Raw genomic sequence first — 22,154 nt, 5'->3', positions numbered from 1 at the left:
TGCTAGCCTAGGCCAGCCCGCTCGGGACTTTCAGTACGTCCAGCTCCAGGCAGGCCTGTTCGCTGAGCTCGCCATCGTCGCCATGCACGCGCGAATCGGAGCGGCCCAGTTCCTTTACCCGGTAAAGGGCCATGTCTGCCGCCTTGTACAGCCCGGTGAAATTTCTCGCATGGAGCGGGTAGAGCGCCACGCCGATGCTGATGGTCACGCGCAGGCGTTCGGCGCCGTAGTGCACGGGCTCGGATAGTTCTGCCAGCAGGCGTTCGGCGATCTCCCTGGCCTGGCTTTCGGCATCGCTGCCGCAGATCAGAGCGGCGAACTCATCGCCGCCCAGGCGGGCAACCGCATCGCCTGCGCGAACCTGCTCGCGCAGGCGCTTGGCGATTACCTGCAGCATCAGGTCACCGGCTGCGTGACCAAAACGGTCATTGATCGGCTTGAAGTGATCCAGGTCGATCAGCAGCAAAGCCACGCTCTCCTTGTGCCGCTCGGCGTGAGCCAGGGCCGACTCGCTACGCTCGACCAGATAGCGTCGATTGGGCAGTTCGGTCAGCGAGTCATGGAAGGCGGCGTGCTGCAGTTCGCGTTCGCGGTCGCGTAGCTGTTCGTTGGTCGCGGCCAACTCGGCGGTACGTGCGGTCACTGCAGCTTGCAGTTCGTCAGCGCTGGCCTGCAGTTGCGCCAGGCGTGCGGTTTTCTCACGATCGGCCTGTTGCAGGGCAACGGCGCGCTCCTGCTTGAGGATCTGGATGCGATAGGCCAGGGCGAAGGAGAACAGGATGGATTCGGCAGCCACTGCCAGAGGGAACACGTAGGCATTCCACTCGGCCGGCTGCAGCACGCCGGTGGTACGCAGCAGCAGAATGGCGACACTGCCCAGGACCAACCCGTAGCCGTACAGATACAGCTGCGCTGGGAAGAAACCCTGGCGCCAGCGGATTACGGCGCTGCCCAGGGCAGCAGGGATGCTGGTCAGCGACAGCAGGGCGATGGCCCAGGCAGCGAGGTAGCGCTGATCGAACAGGGTCAGAACGATGGCGATCAGGTAGATCACGCAGGCCATGTTCAGCAGATGATGCGCCCAGCGTACGTAAACGCGCGTCTGCAGCAGCGTCTGGGTGAAACGACTGGCGAACAGGCCCCACAACGACGGCAAGGTGATGCGGTCGAGCCACGCCGGCACCGGGTGGTTCGGCCACAGGTACTGTGCGCCATGGCCGGTCATGCTCATGATGAACAGCAGGGCGAAAGCAGTGGTCAGCACATACCAGAAATAGGCCTTGTCGCGCAGCGAGATGAGGATGAACAGGTTGTACAACAGCAGCGCGAAAACCACGCCGTAGATGGCCCCGAGCGCCAGGTTCTCGCGGGTGGCCAGTTGCGTGAGGTCTTCGAGTTGCCAGACTCGCAGCGGGAAGGAGTTGCCTGCCGGGTCGAAGGCACGCAAGTAGAGGGTCTTTGGCTGCTCACCCAGGGTCGGTAGGTCGAACACCATGCGTCGGTAGGGGTGGTCGCGGTTTTCGCTGAAGGCGACGCGCTCGCCGGACTGACGCAACTGCCAGCCACCCTGGCCGTCAGGGAGATAGAGCTGCAGGTCCAGCTGAGTCACTGAGCCCACCTCCAGTACCCAGTAGGCGGGAGCGTACATGTCGCGTTGCAGAGTGAGTTTGATCCACCAGGGATTGAGGCTCTGGCCGACACTGGCACGGCCATTGGCCGGTTGAAAGCGCGACTGCTGCTCAGGCGCGGCGAGGTCATCGATGGCCAGAGTGCCCTGGTCGTCTTCCAGTAGCTCGATATGCGCATTGAGCGGCATGCCGCTGCTGGCGTCGGTGAGCACCACGGACGCCGCTGCCAGGCCCGTGGTCGACAGTCCCAACAGAAGAGCGAGCACTAAGGCGAAGCGCTGCAGCATAGATGTCCTGGAGTCGGCTGACCGAGTAGCTTGAGTATATGCACGGGATTGTTATCGGGCGAAAACAAATATGGCGTATGGCTACTGCAGGAAAATATCTGATTTTTCTGTCCTTTCTTTCCCCGGGTCGGTGTTGCGCCAGGGCCGATGCCCGGACCAGTGAGCCAGGCGCGTGCTTGAGCGTTCGTCGCCGTGCGCGCAGGCGGTATTAAACCCAGTGCAACAGTCTGGTTTGGTCAATATTTGTGCTATTATCCGCGCCCCTCGTGATAGCCCATTGATCAAAAAATATGCAAGCCGCCAAGCCGCTGTTCGACTATCCCAAGTACTGGGCCGAGTGTTTCGGGCCTGCGCCCTTCCTGCCGATGAGCCGGGAAGAGATGGATCAGCTCGGCTGGGACAGCTGCGACATCATCATCGTCACCGGTGATGCCTACGTCGACCATCCTTCGTTCGGCATGGCGATCATCGGCCGTCTGCTGGAAGCCCAGGGCTTTCGCGTGGGCATCATCGCCCAGCCGAACTGGCAGTCCAAAGACGACTTCATGAAGCTCGGCGAGCCGAATCTGTTCTTCGGTGTCGCTGCCGGCAACATGGATTCGATGATCAACCGCTACACCGCGGACAAGAAGATCCGCTCCGACGACGCCTATACGCCCGGCGGCCTGGCCGGCAAGCGCCCGGATCGCGCCAGCCTGGTTTATAGCCAGCGCTGCAAGGAAGCCTACAGCCACGTTCCGGTGGTGCTGGGCGGTATCGAGGCATCCTTGCGCCGTATCGCCCATTACGACTACTGGCAGGACAAGGTCCGCCGTTCGATCCTCATGGACGCCACCGCCGACATCCTGCTCTACGGCAACGCCGAGCGCGCGGTGGTGGAGATCGCCCAGCGTCTGTCGCGTGGCGAGCAGGTTGAGGCCATCAGCGATGTACGCGGTACGGCCTTCATTCGCCGTGACACGCCCGAAGGCTGGTATGAGGTCGACTCCACCCGTATCGACCGTCCGGGCCGCGTCGACAAGATCATCAACCCCTACGTCAATACGCAGGACACCGAGGCCTGTGCCATTGAGCAGGCCAAAGGCGAAGTTGAAGACCCCAACGAAGCCAAGGTAGTGCAGATTCTCGACAGCCCGCGCATGACCCGCGACAAGACGGTGATCCGTCTGCCGTCCTTCGAGAAGGTGCGCAACGACCCCGTGCTCTATGCCCACGCCAACCGTGTGCTGCATCTGGAAACCAACCCGGGCAACGCCCGCGCGCTGGTGCAGAAGCATGGCGAGGTGGACGTGTGGTTCAACCCGCCACCCATCCCCATGACCACCGAGGAAATGGACTACGTATTCGGCATGCCCTATGCGCGCGTGCCGCACCCGGCCTATGGCAAGGAGAAGATCCCGGCCTACGAAATGATCCGTTTCTCGGTGAACATCATGCGCGGCTGCTTCGGCGGCTGCACCTTCTGCTCGATCACCGAGCACGAGGGGCGCATCATCCAGAACCGTTCGCACGAGTCGATCATCCGCGAGATCGAGGAGATGCGCGACAAGGTGCCGGGCTTCACCGGCGTGGTCTCCGACCTCGGCGGGCCGACCGCCAACATGTACCGCATCGCCTGCAAGGACCCGGAGATCGAGAAGCACTGCCGCAAGCCGTCGTGCGTGTTCCCCGGTATCTGCGAGAACCTCAATACCGATCACTCCTCCCTGATCGAGCTGTACCGCAAGGCGCGCGCGCTGCCAGGGGTGAAGAAGATCCTGATCGCCTCGGGCCTGCGTTACGACCTCGCCGTCGAGTCGCCGGAGTACGTCAAGGAGCTGGTCACCCATCACGTTGGCGGCTACCTGAAGATCGCTCCGGAGCACACCGAGCGTGGCCCGCTGGACAAGATGATGAAGCCGGGGATCGGCAGCTACGACCGCTTCAAGCAGATGTTCGAGAAGTACTCGAAGGAGGCGGGCAAGGAGCAGTATCTGATCCCGTACTTCATCGCCGCGCATCCGGGCACCACCGACGAGGACATGATGAACCTCGCCCTGTGGCTCAAGCGCAACGGTTTCCGTGCCGACCAGGTACAGGCGTTCTACCCGTCGCCGATGGCCACCGCCACGGCCATGTATCACTCGGGCAAGAACCCGCTGCGCAAGGTGACCTACAAGAGCGACGGCGTCGAGATCGTCAAGAGCGAGCAGCAGCGTCGCCTGCACAAGGCCTTCCTGCGCTACCACGATCCGAAAGGGTGGCCGCTGCTGCGTGAGGCACTGACGCGCATGGGCCGCAGTGATCTGATTGGCCCGGCCAAGCATCAACTGATCCCGGCTAACCAGCCAACTGCTGATGATGGTTACCAGAGTGCGCGGCGTAAGAACTCCACGCCGGTCGGCAGCAAGAAGGCGGGTAATGCAGGCAAGATGCTCACTCAGCACACCGGCTTGCCGCCTCGTGCCAGCGACGGCAGCAAGCCCTGGGACAAGCGTGAGCAGGCCAAGGCGGCCGCCTTTGCCAAGTTGCAGGAACAGAAGAAAAATAGCGGCAAAGGTGCCAGCGGCAAGAAGAAGCCGCGTCCAGCTGTGCCGCGTTGAACATGACGCCAGCTTCGAGCTGGCGTCATGCTGTGTGCATGGTCGAATTACATAGAGTGCTGCTGTCAGTTGTGCTCTGCGCCATTGCTGTGCATTCATTCGTGGCTGGTGCGTGTTGCGCACTGCTATAGGGCTTGACTCAACGCTCACCCTTGAAAAACGGTGTCGCGGCGCTGGCATAAGTCTTGCGCTGCACTGAGTATCGTCCAGGCTAGCAGGAGGCCGCCGTGTCGATTCATGTCGCGCTGCATCATGTCACCCACTACCGCTACGACCGTGCGGTGAACCTTGGGCCACAAGTCGTACGTTTGCGGCCGGCGCCGCACAGTCGCACACGCATCCTTTCCTATGCGCTGAAGGTCGACCCGGGCGAACACTTCATCAACTGGCAGCAGGACCCGCAGGGCAACTACCTGGCGCGCCTGGTGTTCCCGGAGAAGACTCGCGAGTTCAAGGTCGAGGTGGACCTGGTCGCCGAGATGGCGGTGTTCAACCCCTTCGACTTCTTCCTTGAGCCCTACGCCGAGCGCATTCCTTTCGCCTACACCGAGGGCGAGCAGCGCGAGCTGGCGCCTTATCTGGTCAAGCTGCCGGCTACGCCGCTGTTCACCGAGTACCTGGCCGGTATTTCTCGCAAGCCGCGTCCCAGCATCGATTTTCTGGTCGAGCTGAACCAGCGTCTGTCGGCCGACATCCGCTACCTGATCCGCATGGAGCCGGGCGTGCAGACGCCGGAGCAATCGCTCGAACTGGCTGCCGGTTCGTGCCGTGATTCGGCCTGGCTGCTGGTGCAACTGCTGCGTCACCTGGGGCTGGCGGCGCGCTTCGTCTCCGGTTACCTGATCCAGCTCACGGCCGACGTGAAAGCTCTCGACGGTCCCTCCGGCACCGATAAGGATTTCACCGACCTGCACGCCTGGTGTGAGGTGTATTTGCCCGGCGCCGGCTGGGTCGGTCTCGATCCCACTTCAGGCCTGTTTGCCGGCGAAGGTCATATCCCGCTGGCCTGCAGCCCGGAGCCATCCTCGGCGGCGCCGATCACCGGTGGTCTGGACGAGTGCGAGGTGGAATTCGAGCACCTGATGAGCGTCGAGCGTGTGTGGGAAGCACCACGCGTCACCAAGCCCTACAGCGAGGCGCAGTGGCAGGCGATCCAGGCGCTGGGCCAACAGATCGACGATGACCTGCACAAGCACGACGTGCGCCTGACCATGGGCGGCGAGCCGACCTTCGTCGCTCTCGATTATCCCGATGACGACGAGTGGAACACCGCCGCGCTCGGGCCGAACAAGCGCCGCCTGGCGGCCGACCTGTTCTATCGCCTGCGCAACCATTACGCGCCCAAGGCGCTGGTGCATTTCGGTCAGGGCAAGTGGTACCCCGGCGAGCAGTTGCCGCGTTGGTCGCTGAACTGCTTCTGGCGTCGCGATGGTGAGCCGCTGTGGCACGACCCCAAGCTGCTGGCTGACGAAAAGCGTGGCTATGGCGCGACGGCAGAAACTGCCGAGCGTTTCCTGGGGACGCTGGCCGCGCATCTGGGGGTGGATGCTGGCAACGTTTTTCCGGCCTATGAGGATTGGTTCTATTACCTGTGGCGCGAGCGCAAGCTGCCGGACAACGTCACCCCGGATGACCCGCGCTTGAGTGATCCGCTGGAGCGCGAGCGCCTGCGCAAGGTATTCGACAAGGGGCTCGATGCAGTGGTTGGCCATGTGCTGCCGCTGGCGCGTCAGGTCGTGGGCGAGGGCTGGCAGAGCGGGCGCTGGTTCCTGCGTGATGAGCACTGCCGCCTGCTGCCGGGCGACTCGGCGCTGGGTTATCGCCTGCCACTCGATTCGCTGCCCTGGGTCAGCCAGGCCGATTACCCCTACATCAATCCGGTCGACCCCAGCCAGACGCTGCCACCGTTGCCCAGCCCGGCACAGATTCAGCGTCAGTTGCGTGGGGTCTGGCGTGGTGCCAGCGCGGGCGTGCAGAGCGCGCGCCCGGCCAACGGGCAATCGGCTGCCGGCATCGTCCGTACCGCGCTGTGCGCCGAGCCCCGCGATGGCCGCCTGTATCTGTTCATGCCGCCGCTGAGCCACCTCGAAGACTATCTGGAGCTGGTCGCGGCCATCGAGGCCGTGGCTGCCGAGCTTAAATGCCCGGTGCTGCTGGAGGGCTACGAGCCGCCGCTGGACCCGCGCCTGCAGTATTTCCGCGTCACCCCCGACCCGGGCGTGATCGAGGTCAACATCCACCCGGCTGCCAGCTGGGATGAGCTGGTCGAGCGCTGCGAATTTCTCTACGAGGCCGCGCGGCAGTCGCGTCTGTCCAGCGAGAAATTCATGATCGACGGACGCCACACCGGCACCGGCGGCGGCAACCACTTCGTCCTCGGCGGGGCGACGCCGGGGGATTCGCCCTTTCTGCGCCGTCCCGATCTGCTGCGTAGCCTGATCAGCTATTGGCACAACCACCCGTCGCTGTCCTATCTGTTCAGCGGGTTGTTCATCGGCCCGACGTCACAGGCGCCACGTGTCGATGAGGCGCGCAACGATGCGCTGTACGAGCTGGAGATTGCCTTCGCGCAGATGCCCGAACCGGGGCGCGACTGCCCGCCGTGGCTGGTCGACCGCCTGCTGCGCAACCTACTGGTGGACGTCACCGGCAATACCCACCGCGCCGAGTTCTGCATCGACAAGCTGTACTCGCCGGACTCGGCCACTGGTCGCCTGGGCCTGCTCGAACTGCGCGCCTTCGAGATGCCGCCGCATGCGCAGATGAGCCTGGCTCAGCAACTGTTGCTGCGTGCGCTGATCGCGCGTTTCTGGCAGGAGCCCTATCGGCCGGCGAAGCTGGTGCGTTGGGGCACCGAGTTGCACGACCGCTACCTGCTACCGCATTTCATCGAGCAGGACTTCGCCGATGTGCTGCAGGAACTGGGTGCCTTTGGCTATCGCCTGCGCAGCGAATGGTTCGCCCCGCATTTGGAGTTCCGCTTTCCCAAGGCCGGCGACTTCATGGTCAAGGGTATCGACCTGGAAGTGCGCCAGGCGCTGGAGCCTTGGCACGTGCTGGGTGAGGAGGGGGCGGTCGGTGGCACCGTACGCTACGTCGACTCGTCGCTGGAGCGCATGCAGGTGAAGGTGAACGGCATGGCGCCGGATCGCTACGTGCTGACCTGCAACGGCGTGCCGGTGCCGTTGCGCCCGACCGGCAAGGTCGGCGAGTTCGTCGGTGGCGTGCGTTTCCGCGCCTGGCAGCCGGCCAGTTGCCTGCAGCCGACCATTGGCGTGCATGCGCCGCTGGTGTTCGACCTCATCGACACCTGGATGCAGCGTTCGCTGGGTGGTTGCCAGTACCATGTCGCGCATCCGGGCGGTCGTAACTACGACAGCCTGCCGGTCAACGCCTACGAGGCCGAGAGCCGGCGCCTGGCACGCTTCTTCCGCCTGGGCCACAGCCCCGGCAAGCGCCCTGTCATGCAGCCGATAGACAATAATGAACTGCCGATGACCCTGGATCTGCGTCGCGTTTGATTGAACAACCCGTAGGAGCCCGCTTGCGGGCGATTCGATGCACGCATAAAAGCATCGCCCGCAAGCGGGCTCCTACAGGGAACGCCTTGCGCCAAACCTTTTCGAGCCTGCCATGCACGACCTGCTAGCCGATTACCCGCCGCCTAACGGCGCCTACCACGAACTGCTCGACGCCAAGGGTAACGTGCGCCCGCACTGGCGCCGTCTGTACGAGCAACTGGCGCGCAGCCGCCCGGAGCACCTGGCGCAGCGTGAGGCCATGCTGGCGCGGCAGATCCAGGAAAACGGCGTTACCTACAACGTCTATGCCGACCCGGATGGCGCTGATCGCCCGTGGGAACTCGACCTGCTGCCCAACCTGATCCCCGCTGACGAGTGGCAGCAGATCGCCGCCGGCGTGGCGCAGCGTGCGACCCTGCTCAACCGCGTGCTGGCCGATCTCTACGGCCCGCAGAAGCTGATTGCCGAAGGCCTGCTGCCGACCGAGCTGGTGTTCGGCCATAACAACTTCCTCTGGCCCTGTCAGGGCATGCAGGCACCGGGCGGCACCTGGCTGCACCTGTATGCGGTGGATCTTGCCCGGGCGCCGGACGGGCGCTGGTGGGTCACCGCCGACCGCACCCAGGCACCCTCCGGTGCCGGTTATGCGCTGGAGAACCGGCAGATCGTCTCGCGCGCCTTCCCCGAGCTGTACCGCGATCTGCGCGTGCAGTACTTGGCCAGCTTCTTCCGTACCCTGCAGGACACCCTGGCACGCCAGGCGCCGAGCGGTGGCGAGACGCCGCTGGTGGTGCTGCTGACGCCAGGGCGCTTCAACGAAAGCTATTTCGAGCACCTGTACCTGGCGCGCCAGCTCGGTTATCCGCTGGTCGAAGGCAGCGACCTGACCGTGCGCGACGCCACCCTCTACCTCAAGACCCTGGCCGGCCTGCGCCGCGTGCATGCGGTGTTGCGCCGCCTCGATGACGACTACTGCGACCCGCTGGAGCTGCGCACCGATTCCGCCCTTGGCGTGCCCGGCCTGCTCGAAGCCGTGCGCCGTGGTCGCGTGCTGGTAGCCAATGCCCTGGGCAGTGGCGTGCTGGAGTCGCCCGGTCTGCCCGGCTTTTTGCCGGCGATCAGCGAGCACCTGTTGGGTGAGGAACTGCTATTGCCGTCCATTGCCAGTTGGTGGTGCGGCGAGCCGCCGGTGCTGGACGAGGCGCTGGAGAAACTCGACCAGTTGCTGGTGCGCCCGGCCTTCCCCTCGCAGAGTTTCACGCCGGTGTTCGGCCGTGATCTGGACGAAGCGCAGCGCGCCAAGTTGTCCGAGCGCCTCAAGCAGCGCCCCTATGCCTACGTGGCACAGGCACGAGCCAAGCTGTCGCAGGCGCCGGTGTGGGACGGCAGCGGCCTGCAGCCGCGGGCCATCGGCATGCGCGTGTTCGCCGTGGCCAGCGCCGATGGCTACCGGGTGATGCCGGGTGGCCTGACCCGCGTGGCCGCCGAGGCCGATGCCGAGGTGGTGTCGATGCAGCGCGGCGGGGTGAGCAAGGACACCTGGGTACTCGGCACGCGGCAGAGCGGTGGCGAGCCCTGGCAGACGCAACGCACCCTGGGCACTGCCGACCTGGTGCGCAGCGACCCCTTCCTGCCTTCACGCGTGGTGGAGAACCTGTACTGGTTCGGTCGTTACGCCGAGCGCTGCGAGGGCAATGCGCGCCTGCTGCGCATCATGCTGGCGCGCTACGTCGATGACGATGACGACCCGCAGGCGCTGCAGAGCGCGCTGGCATTGGCGCAGGAATTGGGCCTGCTGGCAGATCCCGAGGAGGGCGAGCTGGCCGAGCGTCTGTTGCAGGCGCTGCTCGGCAGCGACTGGCCGGCCAGCCTGCGCGCCAATCTGCAGCGCTTGCAGTGGGCCGCTGGCAGCGTGCGCGGCAAGCTGTCCCAGGCCAACTGGCAGGCGCTGGTGGAATTGCAGCGCGAGGCGCAGCTGCTTGAAGGCCAACCGGCCGACTTCGGTGAACTGCTGGATTTTCTCAACCGCCTGCTGATGTCGCTGGCGGCGCTGTCGGGCTTCGCCCTCGACGACATGACGCGAGACGACGGCTGGCGCTTTCTCATGCTCGGCCGCTATATCGAGCGTTTGCAGTTTCTCTGCGACAGCTTCGCCGGCTTCCTGCGCAGCGGCTCGGCCACCGACCAGTCGGCGCTGGAATGGTTGCTGGAGCTGGGTAACAGCAGCATCACCTACCGCACCCGTTACCTGGCCTCGGCGCAGTTGATTCCAGTGCTCGACCTGCTGTTGCTCGATGAGCAGAACCCGCACTCCGTGATCTTCCAGATGCGCACCCTGCTGCGTTCGCTGGAAGGGCTTCACGAGCGCTTCGAGTTGCCCGCTGAGCGTTACCTGGCTTATCTGGAGGAGCAACTCACGGCCTTCAGCCTGGCCAGCCTGGAAAACCCGCTGTTTGGCCTCGGTAGTACCCGCGCGGTGCTCGAAGGCCTGGCCGATTTGCTGGTGGCCATCAGCGAGGCCGCTGGCGCGGTATCCGATCATCTCGGGCTGCGTTTCTTCGCCCATGTCGATGTCAGCCAGCGGACGCAATCCTCATGAGCAGCGCGCTGTATCAGGTGCTTCACGACACCCATTACCGATACTCGGCGCCGGTTTCCCTGGCCCAGCAACTGGCGCACCTGTGGCCGCGCGAATGCCCCTGGCAGCGTTGCCATGAACGGGAGCTGCGCATCGACCCGCAGCCCTGCCAGCGTCGCGATGGACTGGATGTGTTCGGCAACCCGCTGACCCGGCTGGTGTTCGAGCGCCCGCATGAGACGCTGGTCGTCAGCGCGCGGTTGCGCGTCGAGGTACTGGCGCGTGCGCCGCTGGAGCTGGACAACTCGCCGAACTGGGAGGCCGCGTGCGCCGCGCTCAGCTACAGCGGTAAACGGATGGAACCTGCGTTGCTGGAGGCGGCACGCTATCGTTTCGAGTCGCCCTACGTGCATCTCAAGCAGGTGTTCGCCGACTACGCCGACGATTGCTTCACGCCGGGGCGCCCGCTGCTGCAGGCGTGCCAGGCGCTGATGCGGAAGATTTTCGACGAATTCAGTTTCGATGCCGAAGCCACTCAGGTGGCGACGCCGCTGCTGCAGGTACTGGAGGAAAAGCGTGGGGTCTGCCAGGACTTCGCCCACCTGATGCTCGCCTGCCTGCGCTCGCGCGGCCTGGCGGCGCGTTACGTCAGCGGCTACCTGCTGACTCAGCCACCACCCGGCCAGCCACGTCTGATTGGCGCCGACGCCTCGCATGCCTGGGTGTCGCTGTATTGCCCGCGGCAGGGCTGGGTGGATTTCGACCCAACCAATAATGTGCGCCCGGCACTGGAGCACATCACCCTGGCCTGGGGCCGGGATTTCTCCGACGTGTCGCCGTTGCGTGGGGTGATTCTGGGGGGCGGCAGCCACGACCCGGACGTGCAGGTGACGGTGCTGCCGCTGGGATGAGGTTCGTGGGAGGACACGACAGGCGCATCTCCCACGGTTTGTGGCGGCCTCAGTCGACCAGGGCCAGACTGCCTTTCATCAGCGAGTAGTGGCCAGGGAAGGAGCAGAAGAAGCTGTAGTCCTCGCCTGCCGCCAGTTTGCTGACATCGAAGGTCACCGAAGTGCTTTCGCCACCGCCGATCAGATCGGTATAGGCGATCACACGCTCGTCGCCGGCCTTGAGGTAGCTGGCGTCCGGGCCGGCAGAGATGCCGTCGGTAGCCACGCCGGGCATGTCGGCGGTCTTGCTCAGCACCCAGTTATGGCCCATCGCGGTCTTGGGCAGCGAGCCGGTGTGCTTGAGGTTGACGGTGAAGGTCTTGCAGCTCTTGCTGACGGAGATGGCCTGGGTGTTGAAGGTCATCTGATCGGTTGACTCGACATCCACCGCGCATTCGGCAGCCAGAAGCGGTGTGCTGGCGAGCCCAAGCAGCGCCAGCAGGGCAACGTTACGCAACATCTTGATTCCTCCAGTTTCTGATAACCCGGTCAGGTCTGAAGAGGCTCGCACAACTGCCTGCGCTTATGGATGCGACCGAACGCCACGCCTGGTTATCCAGAAAAGCTGTGGATAGTTCTGTGGGGAAGCTCTGCAATGCCCGCTCGAGGCCTGTTTCCGCGGGCTTTCTGGGTGTCTGCTCAGCTTTTGCTCAGGACACCTGCTCGCCACTGAAAAATGCTTTGAAATGAATTGCTTGAGTGAGAAGTCAAAGTTTCCGCGCGTGTCTGGAAAGGCGCTGGCCGGTTATCCACGAAAGACGTGGAGCAAGCTGTGGATAAGCTTGGGGAAAGCCAGCCTCGACAGCGCCCGGCAAGGGGCGCAGACGATTGATGAGAAAGTGAGCGTTCTTAAGCGGATTACGGTTTGCGCAGCGCCTGCCACAGACGTGTGGCGAGGCTGACCAGCGGTACGCTGAGCAAGCCGGCGACGATGCCCAGCAGGGCATTGAGCAGCGTCGGCACTATCGCCGAGAGCAGGTGGCCGGCGTCGCGCGCGACCCATTCGGCGGCGTGATGCACGGCGCTTTCCACCGGCGGCAGGCCATGACTGAGAATGCCGCCGCCGACCATGAACATGGCCGCTGTGCCGATCACCGACAATGCCTTCATCAGCCAGGGGGCCAGGCGCAGGATGCCGCGGCCGCAGGCCTGGGCGAAGGCGCTGGTGCGCAGGCTGAGGTAGAGCCCGGCGTCGTCGAGCTTGACGATGCCGGCCACCAGGCCATAGACGCCGACGGTCATCACCAGGGCGATGCCGCTGAGCACCAGCACCTGATTGAGGAAACTGGCAGTGGCGACGGTGCCCAGGGTGATGGCGATGATCTCCGCGGAGAGAATGAAGTCGGTACGCACGGCGCCGCGAATCTTGTCGCGTTCGAATGCCACCAGGTCGACGGCAGGGTCGGCGATGGCTTCCAGGTGTGCCTGTTGTTCGTCATCCTCATGCTTGTGCAGCAGTTTGTGCAGCAGCTTCTCGGCGCCTTCGTAGCAGAGGAACAGACCGCCGAGCATCAACAAGGGCACCACCAGCCAGGGCGCCACGGCGCTGATCAGCAGCGCAGCCGGCACCAGAATCGCCTTGTTGACCAGCGAGCCCTTGGCCACGGCCCAGACCACCGGCAGTTCGCGATCCGCCTTGACGCCGGTGACCTGCTGGGCATTGAGCGCGAGGTCGTCGCCCAGTACGCCGGCGGTCTTGCGCGCGGCGATCTTGGTCATGGTGGCGACGTCGTCGAGTACCGTGCTGATGTCGTCGATCAGGGCGAGCAGGCTGCTTCCGGCCATGTTGCGGCTTCCATGAGAGAGAAGCCGCAGAGCGTAGCATTGTGTTACATGTCTGCGTACAGGTTCAGACGGGCGCGCGATCTACCCACTTCGGCGCCGCGCTGGGTCGCCATTCGCTGAGGGCATCGAGCAGGTTTTGCGGGTTGCCTGCGATCTGCAGCATCTCGCGGTGCTGCGGGCGCACGAAGCGCTCGGCGACCAGATGATCGAGGAAGTCGCCGAGTTTGCTGTAAAAACCGTTCACCTCCAGCAGGCCCAGCGGTTTGGCGTGGTAACCCAACTGGCCCCAGGTCCACACCTCGAACAGCTCTTCCAGGGTGCCGAGGCCGCCGGGCAGGGCGATGAAGGCGTCTGACAGCTCGGCCATGCGCGCCTTGCGTGCATGCATGCCGTCCACCACTTCCAGGCAGGTCAGGTTGCGATGGCCGATCTCGGCGCGCTCCAGGCTTTGCGGGATGATACCGATCACCTCGCCACCGGCATTGAGCGCCGCATCGGCGACCACACCCATCAGGCCGACGGCGCCACCGCCATAGATCAGGCGAATGCCGCGCTCGGCCAGGTGTTGGCCGAGCGCTTCGGCAGCCTCGCGGTAAACGGGACTGGCGCCAGGGCTGGCACCACAGAAGACACAGACACTACGCAGGAACATGCAACGACTCCTTGGGCAAATGAGCCAAGGGTAACCAGCCGCTGCGCTCGCACCAAGTATCAGTGCCGCGTATCAATGCCGCAGGTGGCGCAGGCGTAACTGGCGAGCAATTGCTTGAGCAGATCGTTGAGGTACATGGCGCGGCTTCCTGACGCTGGGACATGTGGTTCAGGCTAGTCCCGTTGCTGGCGCCGCGCCGTTAGATTGTTTCGATGATGGCGATAGTCGCGGCTCGCTCAGACCAGTTCCATCGCACTCATCCCGGCCAGACCCAGCAGCACCACGCCGCAGGCTGCGTAAGTCAGGCGGTGCCAGAGTAGCGACGCGGCGCGGCGAAACCAGTCCACCAGACCGGCGCAGATGAAGCACCAGAGCAGCGAGGACACCATGAAGCCGGCGAAGAACACCGCCAGGTGCGTCGGCGTTGGCTGGGCAACGCCGATGGCGGCCATCGCCCCGCCCATGGCGGCCCAGTAGACGATGTTCTGCGGGTTGGTCAGCGACAGCGTAGCGCCCGCAGCGAATGCGCTACCGGCGGCGACCTGAGCATCGTCGCTGGGTTGCGGCGGGCGATGGGCGTCGCGCAGTGATTGATAACCGAGCCAGGCCAGGTAGAGCGCGCTGGCCAGCGTCAGCGGATAGCGAATCTGCGCGCTGTCGAGCAGCAGAGCCAGGCCGGTCAGGCCCAGGGCGGCCCAGGTGGCATCGCCCACCAGCGAGCCGATCTGTACCAACAATGCCGGTTTGTAGCCGTCACGCAGCCCGCGGCGCAGGGTTTCGCTGAACACGGCACCGGGGGCCGCATTGAAGACGAAGCCGAGGAGCATGGCGGCGAGGAAGAAGCTGAACATGGAGTGTCCTTACAAGGGGCAGGGAAGCCTGATGTTCATAGCAGATGGCGTGCCAGGCGCTGATAATAAAGTTTTCCACGGGGTCTGTGGGTATCTCTGTGGGTAAGCTGGTGGTGCTCCTCTGCTGGCCTCGCCGTGCGTCGTTCAGGCCGTGCTGACGAATATTTGAGCAACGGAATTTTTCCTTTGTGCACAGGGGGTTGACAATATAGAAGGGCTTTTGGGGGACGGTTGTTGGTTGTCCACGATGTCTGTGGATAGTTTTGTTGGTAAGCGCTGTAAGCATTGCTGAGGGCTCCATGTGGCGGGTCTTTCAGCGCTTTGCTGATTTTTTGATCAGCGCCTTTGAAGGCTCGGACGAGAGCGAAGGCGGGTCGAGTTGTCCAGTATTTTCGCCGGCCGCTCTGTCGGCACAGCAGGTTATCCCCGGATTCTGTTGGCAGGTCTGTGGATAAGCTGGTGGCAAGGCCATCAAGCGCCTGTCGGGCGGGCTCGAAGAGCAAGTGGCGAGTTGCTCGCCATCATTGTGGCTGCAGCGCGCCGAGCTGTGTGGAGCGGCCGAGCAGCTGCAAGGCGCGATCCGGGTAGTCGGTGATCAGACCGTTGGCGCCCATTTCCAGCAATCGCCGCATTTCCGGTTGTTCGTTGATCGTCCACAGCTGTACGTGCAAGCCACGCGTCCGTGCATTGCGTATGAGGCGCGGGGTGGCCAGGGTCAGGCCGCTGTGCTGGGGAGGAATCTGCAGCACTGGATAGGAGGGCGACAGCAGGTCACTCAGGCCCAGCCAATTCAGCGCCAGCAGCAGGCGCACCGAAACCGGTCCGGCCGAGGTGGCGACCTCCGGGCAGAGCTCACGAAAGCGCTTGAGGCTGCGCTCATGAAAGCTGCCGACGATGACGCGATCGAGTTGGTCATAAGCCGCCAGCATTTCGCAGAGCACAGCTTCCATGCCGACATCGGGCACCTTGATTTCGAGCGCCTTGGGGATCAATGGGAAGCGCTCGAATACCTCTTCCAGCGCGGCGATGCGCGTACCCTGGCCACGGTAGGGATAGCTCTGGCCGCCATCGGCCGTCCATTTGTAGCCGGCATCGAGTGCTTGCAGTTCGGCGAGGCTGAAGTGCGCGACCGGGCCTTGGCCATTGGTGGTGCGTTCCAGGGTGTCATCGTGGATCACCACCAGTTTGGCATCCTGACTCAGGTGTAGATCCATCTCCAGCATGTCGACGCCGAGGGCAGCGGCGCGTTCGAAGGCGAACAGGGTGTTCTCCGGCCACAGCCCCTTGCCACCGCGATGAGCGATCACCAGAGGGCGTTCGCCGAGGTCTTCGAGCACCGCAGGCATGCTCGCCTGCCGGCTGGTCAGCGTCAGTACCAGCACGATGATGCCGATCAGCAGCAGCGGGACGAGCAGAGATCGGGTGAAGCGCAGCATGGGCCGGGTCTCGAAAGCGGTTCGGGACTTTGTGCCCCAGCGCAGGGGCGTTGGCAAGTGCAACGGCAAGCGCCGGTAGCGCATCGCTACCGGCAGTGTCTGCGATGTATGCGTCTACATCGGCACCCTACGCTATCGCGTAGGGTGTGCCGCGGGCGCCCACGATGGGTGACCTGTACCTCAGGAGCTATCGGCGCTTAGCTGGCCAGCAGCCAGACACCGGTGGCGGCCGACGCAGCGCCAGCGATGCGTACCAGTGGTGCGGCTGCTTGTGGCAGAAAGCGCACCAGGGCGAAACCGATGGCGTGCAGCGCGGCCGTGGCGACGATAAAGCCGATGGCATAACCGAAGGGGCTGGCCAGATCCGGCAGCTCCAGACCGTGGGCGACGCCGTGGGTCAGGGCGAAGAGGGCGGTCAGGGCGACGGATACCGCCATCGGCAGACGTGCAGCCACGGCTACCAGCAGGCCGAAGGCCAGCACCGAGCCGGCGATGCCGGTTTCCATCAGCGGTATTTCCACACCGGCGAAGCCGAGAAGGCCGCCGACCAGCATGCTGCCGACGAAGGTCGCCGGCAGCGCCCAGCGCGCTGCGCCATTCTGCTGCGCGGCCCACAGGCCAACGGCGAACATCGCCAGCAGGTGATCGAGGCCAAACACCGGGTGGGCCAGGCCGGCCATGATCCCGGAGTCGCCATGCCCTGGGTGGGCGAAGGCCAGCGCTGGTGTGCAGAACAGAGCGATGGCGTAGAGGGTTTTGCGCAGATTCATGAGGTTCTCCTTGAATGGGGAATCAGGCCGCCGTGAGCATGCCCTGGCGTTCGATGAAGGCGATGATCTCGTCGAGACCCTGGCCGATTTTCTGGTTGCTGAAGACGAAGGGCTTGTCGCCGCGCATCTTCAGCGTGTCGCGCTCCATCACCTCCAGCGAGGCGCCAACCATGGGCGCCAGATCGACCTTGTTGATCACCAGCAGGTCGGACTTGCAGATGCCCGGGCCGCCCTTGCGCGGCAGCTTGTCGCCGGCCGAGACGTCGATCACGTACAGGGTCAGGTCGGACAGCTCGGGGCTGAAGGTGGCCGACAGGTTGTCGCCGCCGGACTCGACGATGATCAGGTCCAGGCCAGGGAAGCGGCGGTTGAGCTGCTCCACGGCTTCCAGGTTGATCGAGGCGTCCTCGCGGATGGCAGTGTGTGGGCAGCCGCCGGTTTCCACGCCGATGATGCGCTCGGGCTCCAGGGCCTCGTTGCGCACCAGGAACTGGGCGTCTTCCTGGGTGTAGATGTCGTTGGTGACCACGGCGATGTTGTAGCGCTCGCGCAGGGCGCGGCACAGGGCCAGGGTGAGGGCGGTCTTGCCGGAACCGACCGGACCGCCGATACCGACACGCAGAGGTTGGCTGTTCATGTGCTGATTTTCCTCGTCAGGAGCGGAAGAGACGCGAGTACTGGCGCTCGTGCGCCATGCTCGCCAGGGCCAGGCCGAAGGCGGCACTGCCCCAGTGTTCGGGAGAAAGGCTGGCGGCCTGCTGCTGGGCGGCCTCGAGCGTTGGCAGCAGGCGGCTGGTCAGGCGCTGGGCGGCCTGCTGGCCCAGCGGCAGCACCTTCATCAGTACGGCTAGCTGATTTTCCAGCCAGCCCCACAGCCAGGCGGCCAGGGCATCGTCCGGGGTGATCTGCCAGGCGCGCGCGGCCAGCGCCCAGGCCAGTGCCAGGCCGGGCTCGTCCTGGGCTGCGAGCGCCTCGCGTGCGGCTTCGTCCAGTTCGGGCAGGCCTGCGAGTAGTTGCCGCAGCGAATAGCCCATCTGCCGGCTTTCCAGCGCCAGTTCGCGGGTTTCCCGGCTGGCGCGGTGCTGTTCGGCCAGTTCCTGCAGGCGTGTCCAGTCGCACTCGTCCGCCGCACGGCAATGCGCAAGCAGCAGCGGCGCTTCGAAGCGGGCGAGGTTCAACAGCAACTGATCGACCAACCAACGTTCGGCGCTGCTTTCGTCATGCACCAGGCCGCTGTCGATGGCCCATTCCAGGCCTTGCGAGTAGCTGTAGCCGCCAATGGGCAGCTGCGGGCTGGCCAGGCGCAGCAATGCCCAGGCCGGTTTCATGCCCAGGCCCCGGTGCGCGTAGTCGGCGTGGCTCGGCTCACTTGCGCACACCGAACTGGTGCAGGCGCGGGCCGTAGTTGAATTCCTCGTCGCCGTGATGGGAGTGATGGTGGCCGCCACCGTAGGCGCCCTGCTCGGGCTGGTAGGGCGCTTGGACGGCTTCGACGGTGGCGCCGAGCTGTTCGAGCATGGCCTTGAGTACGTAGTCGTCGGGCAGGCGCAGCCAGCCGTCGCCCAGTTGCAGGGCGACATGGCGGTTGCCCAGGTGATAGGCGGCGCGCATCAGCTCGAAGGGGCTGGCGCAGGTGACATGCAGCAGCGGCTCGGTCTTGGCCTTTACGCGTACGATGCGTCCGTCCTTGGCTTGCAGGCATTCGCCGTCGGCCAGCGCCGGTTGGCCGCGCTCAAGGAACAGGCCTACCTCTTCACCGCCAGTGGTGAAACAGCGCAGGCGGCTCTTGCTGCGGGCTTCGAAGGTCAGTTCCAGTTCAGCGTCGCAGGTGTCCTGCGGTGCGATTCGGGAGTGGATCACCAGCATGCGTATCTATTCCGGGGCAATGTGCCCGGAAATAGTGCAAGTGGCTTGCCAAGGCTGGAGAGTGGCGCAAGGCGGGGCGTTCAAGCCTGTTGTGGATAACTTGGTGAGGCGGTCAGGTTTGATTTGGTGCGTTTTCGTTAGGGGTGGGCAATTTTGGTGCGCTCTAGTCGGAGGGCTTGCCCAGGCCCAACCAGTGCTTGCCACCGACCATGATGAAGCGCAGTTGCTGAATGACCTTGGCCTCTGCCGTGAGGTGCGCCGGCAGGGTTTCAGCGGGCGGATCGATCAGTTCGGGCAGGGTGGCGAATACCGTCTTCACCACCAGATCCGACACCACGTCGAGCGCTGCATCGTCGAGGTGCGGCATACGGTTCATCAGCTTGAGGTCGGCGGCCAGGTCGCTGGTGATGCGTTCGCGCAGGGCCGCAACGGCCTGGCGCACCGGTTGCGAGCCGCCGTACTGCTCGCGGGCGAGAAAGAGGAACTGAGCGCGATTGGCAGCCACTTCGGCGAGGAAGATACGCACCGAGGCGTCGATCATGCCGCGCATCTCGAACTCATGGCGGCGCACCTGGCGGATCGCCGCACGGAAGGTTTCGCCCACCTCTGCCACCAGCGCCAGGCCCAGTTCGTCCATATCGGCGAAGTGGCGATAGAAACCGGTGGGCACGATACCGGCAACGCGCGTCACCTCGCGCAGGCTCAGGCTGCCAAAGCCACGCCCGCTCTCCATCAAGGTGAGGGCGGCGTCCATCAGAGACTGGCGAGTCTGCTGCTTCTGTTCGGCGCGTGGCGTCATGCGTAATCGGGTCATTGAGCGATGCCGCACTCTAGCAAAAGCACGGCGTCAGCGTCGAACCGCACGGGTGCGGTTCGGTGAGCGACTGTTAACTGAAATACAGGCTATCTGTCAGCCTTGTGCACAAGTGTCACTGGATTCTGCTTATGGCTCTGCTTTCCCTGTCACTGGCGCGGCATGTCGCTCGCGGTCTGCAACCGCTGCGCCGACTCTGTGCGGCCGGTTGGTTGCATGAGGCGGATGTCGATCTGTGCTTGCGCCTGCTACACCCGGCGCTGCCCCTCAACCGCGTATTCGCCAGGGTCGAGGCGCGCTGCTGGGTGGCCGACGACGTGCTGGCAATTGAGCTGCGCTGCAATGGCAATGCACGGGACTGGCGAGCCGGGCAGCATGTCCAGCTGTATCTGGAGCAGGATGGCGTGCGTCACGGGCGCAGTTACAGCCTGACGTCGGTGGCTGCCGCCGGGCGCATCGGGCTTGCGATCAAACGCCAGCCGGGCGGGCGCTTGTCCAATGTGCTGCTCGATCATCTGGAGGTGGGTGAGGTGGTCGAGTTGGGTCAGGCATTTGGCGATTTCGCCTGGCCGCAGGGGCAGAATGCGGTGCTGTTGCTGGCTGCTGGCAGTGGCATCACACCGTTGCTCGGTTTGTTGCGTGATGCACTGGCGCGTGGCTTCTCTGCGCCGGTGACGCTGTTGCATCAGGTGCGTCGCCGGGGACAGCAGGCCTTTGCCGAAGAGCTGCAGGCGCTGGCTGCGCGCTACACCAACTTCCAGGTGCGCTGGGCCTTCAGTGCCGAGACGGGTGGCCGCCTGACGGCCGAACAGCTGGCGGCGCTGCCGGGCGCGCACCTGTTGATATGCGGCCCGCGTGGTTTCGTCGATCAGGCGTGCGGCTGGTGGCGCGACGCCGGGCGCGGGCGCAGCCTGCAGGCGGAAAGCTTCAGTCCACTGCCGGTGCTGGCTGAGGCCGATACCGGCGAGGTTCGTCTGCGCTTTGCGCGCAGCGGCCAGCAGGTTTCTGGCGACGGCAATGCCAGTCTGCTGGAGCAGGCCGAGGCCAGCGGGCTGCGCCCGGCTCATGGCTGTCGCCAGGGCATCTGCACCAGTTGCACCTGCCTGCTGCTGGCCGGCACGGTGCGCGATCTGCGCAGCGGTGCGCTGTTCGCCGAGCCGGGGCAGCCCATCCGTCTATGTGTCAGCGCCCCGCATGGGAATGTGGAGATCGACCTGTGAGCAATCGTCCTGATCGTGAGTTGACCCCTGCCGAGCTCGAAGCCTTCGGCCAGGAGCTGGACGCGTTGCGTCAGCGCAGCCTGGCTGATCTGGGCGAGGCCGATGCGCGCTATATCCGCCGTGTGCGTGGTGTGGTGCGCCTGTGCTGCTGGAGTGGCCGCACGCTGCTGATGCTGGGTTGGTTTCCGCCGACCTGGCTGCTCGGCACCTTCTTGCTGGGGCTGGGCAAGATCCTCGAGAACATGGAACTGGGCCGCAACGTGATGCACGGCCAGTACGATTGGATGAACGACCCGGAATTCGCCGGGCGCCAGTACGAATGGGGCATCGTCGGGCCCGCCGATTTCTGGCGGCATACGCATAACCACGTGCATCACACCGACACCAACGTACTGGGCATGGACGATGACGTCGGCTATGGCGTGGTGCGCCTGTTTCCCGAGCAGCGCTGGAAGCCCTTCTAGCGCTGGCAACCCTTGTGGGTGACGATCCAGGCGCTGGTGTTCCAGTACGCCGTGGCCATCCAGCACCTGCGGCTGGACAAACTGGTGAAAGGCCGCATCAGCAAGGAGGAGGTGCGGCCGCTGGCACGTCAGCTCGGCGCCAAGCTGGCTCGGTAGTGGGGCAAGGACTATCTGGCGTTTCCGCTGCTGGCCTTGCTGCTCGGTGCCAATGCACTGGCCGTACTGACCGGCAATCTGGTGGCCAACCTGCTGCGCAATCTGTGGACCTTTCTGGTGATCTTCTACGGCTATTTCTCCGAGAAGGCGGCGGTGTTTGCACCCGAAGTATTGGCAGAGGAGACGCGTGGGCACAGGTACCTGCGCCAACTGCGCGGTTCGAGCAACCTGTCCGGTGGGCCGCTGCTGCATATCCTGACCGGCAACCTCAGCCATCAGATCGAGCATCACCTGTTCCCCGATCTGCCCGCGCGGCGCTATGCCGAACTGGCGGGTGCGCCTGATCGCCGAACGTTACGGCCAGCACTACAACTGCGGCACCTTGTGGGGGCAATTTTCGACCATACTGCGGCGCATCTGGATCTACCGTTTGCCCGCTGCCGGGATGGCGTGACTCGCGTGAAAGGATCGGGTAGGAGGCGGCCTCACGGCCGCCGTCCTCCCACACCACCGTGCGTACGGTTCCGTACACGGCGGTTCAGGCCATGCGGTTAAGCCGATTGATCGTATCCAGTATCGAGACCAGTCCAAGTC

At 64.5% G+C, this 22,154-nt stretch carries 16 protein-coding genes and 1 pseudogene; 6 read left to right on the top strand and 11 right to left on the bottom strand.

What is annotated here, in order from left to right; genetic code table 11:
• Nucleotides 1-7: 7 nt before the first annotated feature.
• Nucleotides 8-1,915: a diguanylate cyclase gene (locus PSOLE_RS20490; RefSeq protein WP_074855068.1), complete on the bottom strand. Its 1,908-nt coding sequence runs from the start codon at nucleotides 1,913-1,915 to the stop codon at nucleotides 8-10.
• A 290-nt stretch (nucleotides 1,916-2,205) separates the two neighbouring features.
• Between PSOLE_RS20490 and PSOLE_RS20485 the strand changes: the two genes are divergently transcribed.
• From PSOLE_RS20485 to PSOLE_RS20470, 4 genes are all read left to right on the top strand, one after another.
• Nucleotides 2,206-4,497 (top strand): YgiQ family radical SAM protein, encoded by a 2,292-nt coding sequence (locus PSOLE_RS20485; RefSeq protein WP_074855067.1) that lies wholly within the window; start codon nucleotides 2,206-2,208, stop codon nucleotides 4,495-4,497.
• A gap of 227 nt (nucleotides 4,498-4,724) precedes the next feature.
• Nucleotides 4,725-8,018, top strand: a complete 3,294-nt coding sequence (locus tag PSOLE_RS20480; protein WP_074855066.1) for a transglutaminase family protein — start codon at nucleotides 4,725-4,727, stop codon at nucleotides 8,016-8,018.
• A gap of 112 nt (nucleotides 8,019-8,130) precedes the next feature.
• Nucleotides 8,131-10,617 (top strand): circularly permuted type 2 ATP-grasp protein, encoded by a 2,487-nt coding sequence (locus PSOLE_RS20475; RefSeq protein ID WP_074855065.1) that lies wholly within the window; start codon nucleotides 8,131-8,133, stop codon nucleotides 10,615-10,617.
• The gene (locus tag PSOLE_RS20470; RefSeq protein ID WP_074855064.1) at nucleotides 10,614-11,507 is read left to right on the top strand and encodes a transglutaminase family protein; all 894 of its coding nucleotides are present in this window, start codon (nucleotides 10,614-10,616) and stop codon (nucleotides 11,505-11,507) included. Before PSOLE_RS20475 ends, PSOLE_RS20470 begins: the two co-directional genes overlap by 4 nt.
• A gap of 49 nt (nucleotides 11,508-11,556) precedes the next feature.
• Here the strand turns inward: PSOLE_RS20470 and azu are convergent, their stop codons facing one another.
• The 10 genes from azu to fabR form a co-directional block, all read right to left on the bottom strand.
• Nucleotides 11,557-12,006, bottom strand: a complete 450-nt coding sequence (gene azu, locus PSOLE_RS20465) for an azurin (protein ID WP_074855063.1) — start codon at nucleotides 12,004-12,006, stop codon at nucleotides 11,557-11,559.
• A 398-nt stretch (nucleotides 12,007-12,404) separates the two neighbouring features.
• Nucleotides 12,405-13,331 carry a DUF808 domain-containing protein gene (locus PSOLE_RS20460; protein WP_004423274.1) on the bottom strand — a complete coding sequence of 309 codons (927 nt, stop codon included), beginning with the start codon at nucleotides 13,329-13,331 and terminating at the stop codon, nucleotides 12,405-12,407.
• 64 nt (nucleotides 13,332-13,395) lie between these two features.
• Nucleotides 13,396-13,983 carry an LOG family protein gene (locus PSOLE_RS20455; protein ID WP_004423276.1) on the bottom strand — a complete coding sequence of 196 codons (588 nt, stop codon included), beginning with the start codon at nucleotides 13,981-13,983 and terminating at the stop codon, nucleotides 13,396-13,398.
• Nucleotides 13,984-14,219: 236 nt separating this feature from the next.
• Nucleotides 14,220-14,834 carry a LysE family transporter gene (locus PSOLE_RS20450; RefSeq protein WP_004423278.1) on the bottom strand — a complete coding sequence of 205 codons (615 nt, stop codon included), beginning with the start codon at nucleotides 14,832-14,834 and terminating at the stop codon, nucleotides 14,220-14,222.
• 521 nt (nucleotides 14,835-15,355) lie between these two features.
• Nucleotides 15,356-16,270, bottom strand: a complete 915-nt coding sequence (locus PSOLE_RS20445) for a glycerophosphodiester phosphodiesterase (RefSeq protein WP_074855062.1) — start codon at nucleotides 16,268-16,270, stop codon at nucleotides 15,356-15,358.
• Between the two features lie 197 nt (nucleotides 16,271-16,467).
• Nucleotides 16,468-17,040, bottom strand: a complete 573-nt coding sequence (locus PSOLE_RS20440) for a HupE/UreJ family protein (protein ID WP_004423282.1) — start codon at nucleotides 17,038-17,040, stop codon at nucleotides 16,468-16,470.
• A gap of 22 nt (nucleotides 17,041-17,062) precedes the next feature.
• The gene (gene ureG / locus PSOLE_RS20435; protein WP_003246865.1) at nucleotides 17,063-17,677 is read right to left on the bottom strand and encodes an urease accessory protein UreG; all 615 of its coding nucleotides are present in this window, start codon (nucleotides 17,675-17,677) and stop codon (nucleotides 17,063-17,065) included.
• Between the two features lie 16 nt (nucleotides 17,678-17,693).
• Nucleotides 17,694-18,368 (bottom strand): urease accessory protein UreF, encoded by a 675-nt coding sequence (locus PSOLE_RS20430; protein WP_004423285.1) that lies wholly within the window; start codon nucleotides 18,366-18,368, stop codon nucleotides 17,694-17,696.
• A 37-nt stretch (nucleotides 18,369-18,405) separates the two neighbouring features.
• Nucleotides 18,406-18,906 carry an urease accessory protein UreE gene (gene ureE, locus PSOLE_RS20425; protein WP_074855061.1) on the bottom strand — a complete coding sequence of 167 codons (501 nt, stop codon included), beginning with the start codon at nucleotides 18,904-18,906 and terminating at the stop codon, nucleotides 18,406-18,408.
• 163 nt (nucleotides 18,907-19,069) lie between these two features.
• A complete protein-coding gene (fabR, locus tag PSOLE_RS20420; RefSeq protein ID WP_004423289.1) occupies nucleotides 19,070-19,705 on the bottom strand; it encodes an HTH-type transcriptional repressor FabR in 636 nt (211 codons plus the stop codon).
• 146 nt (nucleotides 19,706-19,851) lie between these two features.
• Between fabR and PSOLE_RS20415 the strand changes: the two genes are divergently transcribed.
• Nucleotides 19,852-20,940, top strand: coding sequence for a ferredoxin reductase (locus PSOLE_RS20415; protein ID WP_074855060.1), 1,089 nt, complete (start codon nucleotides 19,852-19,854; stop codon nucleotides 20,938-20,940).
• Nucleotides 20,898-22,014, top strand: a pseudogene (locus PSOLE_RS20410) (fatty acid desaturase family protein). The gene PSOLE_RS20415 and the pseudogene PSOLE_RS20410 overlap by 43 nt, the downstream one beginning before the upstream one ends.
• Nucleotides 22,015-22,154: the final 140 nt, after the last annotated feature.

This window comes from Pseudomonas oleovorans subsp. oleovorans (assembly GCF_002197815.1).
In the GTDB taxonomy this organism is placed as follows: Bacteria; Pseudomonadota; Gammaproteobacteria; order Pseudomonadales; family Pseudomonadaceae; genus Aquipseudomonas; species Aquipseudomonas oleovorans.
Note: the sequence above shows the minus strand (reverse complement) of the source record. Positions and strands in the feature narration are given on the sequence as shown.

Excerpts from the sequence above, each read along its gene's own strand:
- PSOLE_RS20490 (WP_074855068.1), bottom strand. The coding sequence starts at position 1,915 with ATGCTGCAGCGCTTCGCCTTAGTGCTCGCTCTTCTGTTGGGACTGTCG.
- PSOLE_RS20485 (WP_074855067.1), top strand. The coding sequence starts at position 2,206 with ATGCAAGCCGCCAAGCCGCTGTTCGACTATCCCAAGTACTGGGCCGAG.
- PSOLE_RS20475 (WP_074855065.1), top strand. The coding sequence starts at position 8,131 with ATGCACGACCTGCTAGCCGATTACCCGCCGCCTAACGGCGCCTACCAC.
- PSOLE_RS20470 (WP_074855064.1), top strand. The coding sequence starts at position 10,614 with ATGAGCAGCGCGCTGTATCAGGTGCTTCACGACACCCATTACCGATAC.
- azu (WP_074855063.1), bottom strand. The coding sequence starts at position 12,006 with ATGTTGCGTAACGTTGCCCTGCTGGCGCTGCTTGGGCTCGCCAGCACA.
- PSOLE_RS20460 (WP_004423274.1), bottom strand. The coding sequence starts at position 13,331 with ATGGCCGGAAGCAGCCTGCTCGCCCTGATCGACGACATCAGCACGGTA.
- PSOLE_RS20455 (WP_004423276.1), bottom strand. The coding sequence starts at position 13,983 with ATGTTCCTGCGTAGTGTCTGTGTCTTCTGTGGTGCCAGCCCTGGCGCC.
- PSOLE_RS20450 (WP_004423278.1), bottom strand. The coding sequence starts at position 14,834 with ATGTTCAGCTTCTTCCTCGCCGCCATGCTCCTCGGCTTCGTCTTCAAT.
- PSOLE_RS20445 (WP_074855062.1), bottom strand. The coding sequence starts at position 16,270 with ATGCTGCGCTTCACCCGATCTCTGCTCGTCCCGCTGCTGCTGATCGGC.
- PSOLE_RS20440 (WP_004423282.1), bottom strand. The coding sequence starts at position 17,040 with ATGAATCTGCGCAAAACCCTCTACGCCATCGCTCTGTTCTGCACACCA.
- ureG (WP_003246865.1), bottom strand. The coding sequence starts at position 17,677 with ATGAACAGCCAACCTCTGCGTGTCGGTATCGGCGGTCCGGTCGGTTCC.
- PSOLE_RS20430 (WP_004423285.1), bottom strand. The coding sequence starts at position 18,368 with ATGAAACCGGCCTGGGCATTGCTGCGCCTGGCCAGCCCGCAGCTGCCC.
- ureE (WP_074855061.1), bottom strand. The coding sequence starts at position 18,906 with ATGCTGGTGATCCACTCCCGAATCGCACCGCAGGACACCTGCGACGCT.
- fabR (WP_004423289.1), bottom strand. The coding sequence starts at position 19,705 with ATGACGCCACGCGCCGAACAGAAGCAGCAGACTCGCCAGTCTCTGATG.
- PSOLE_RS20415 (WP_074855060.1), top strand. The coding sequence starts at position 19,852 with ATGGCTCTGCTTTCCCTGTCACTGGCGCGGCATGTCGCTCGCGGTCTG.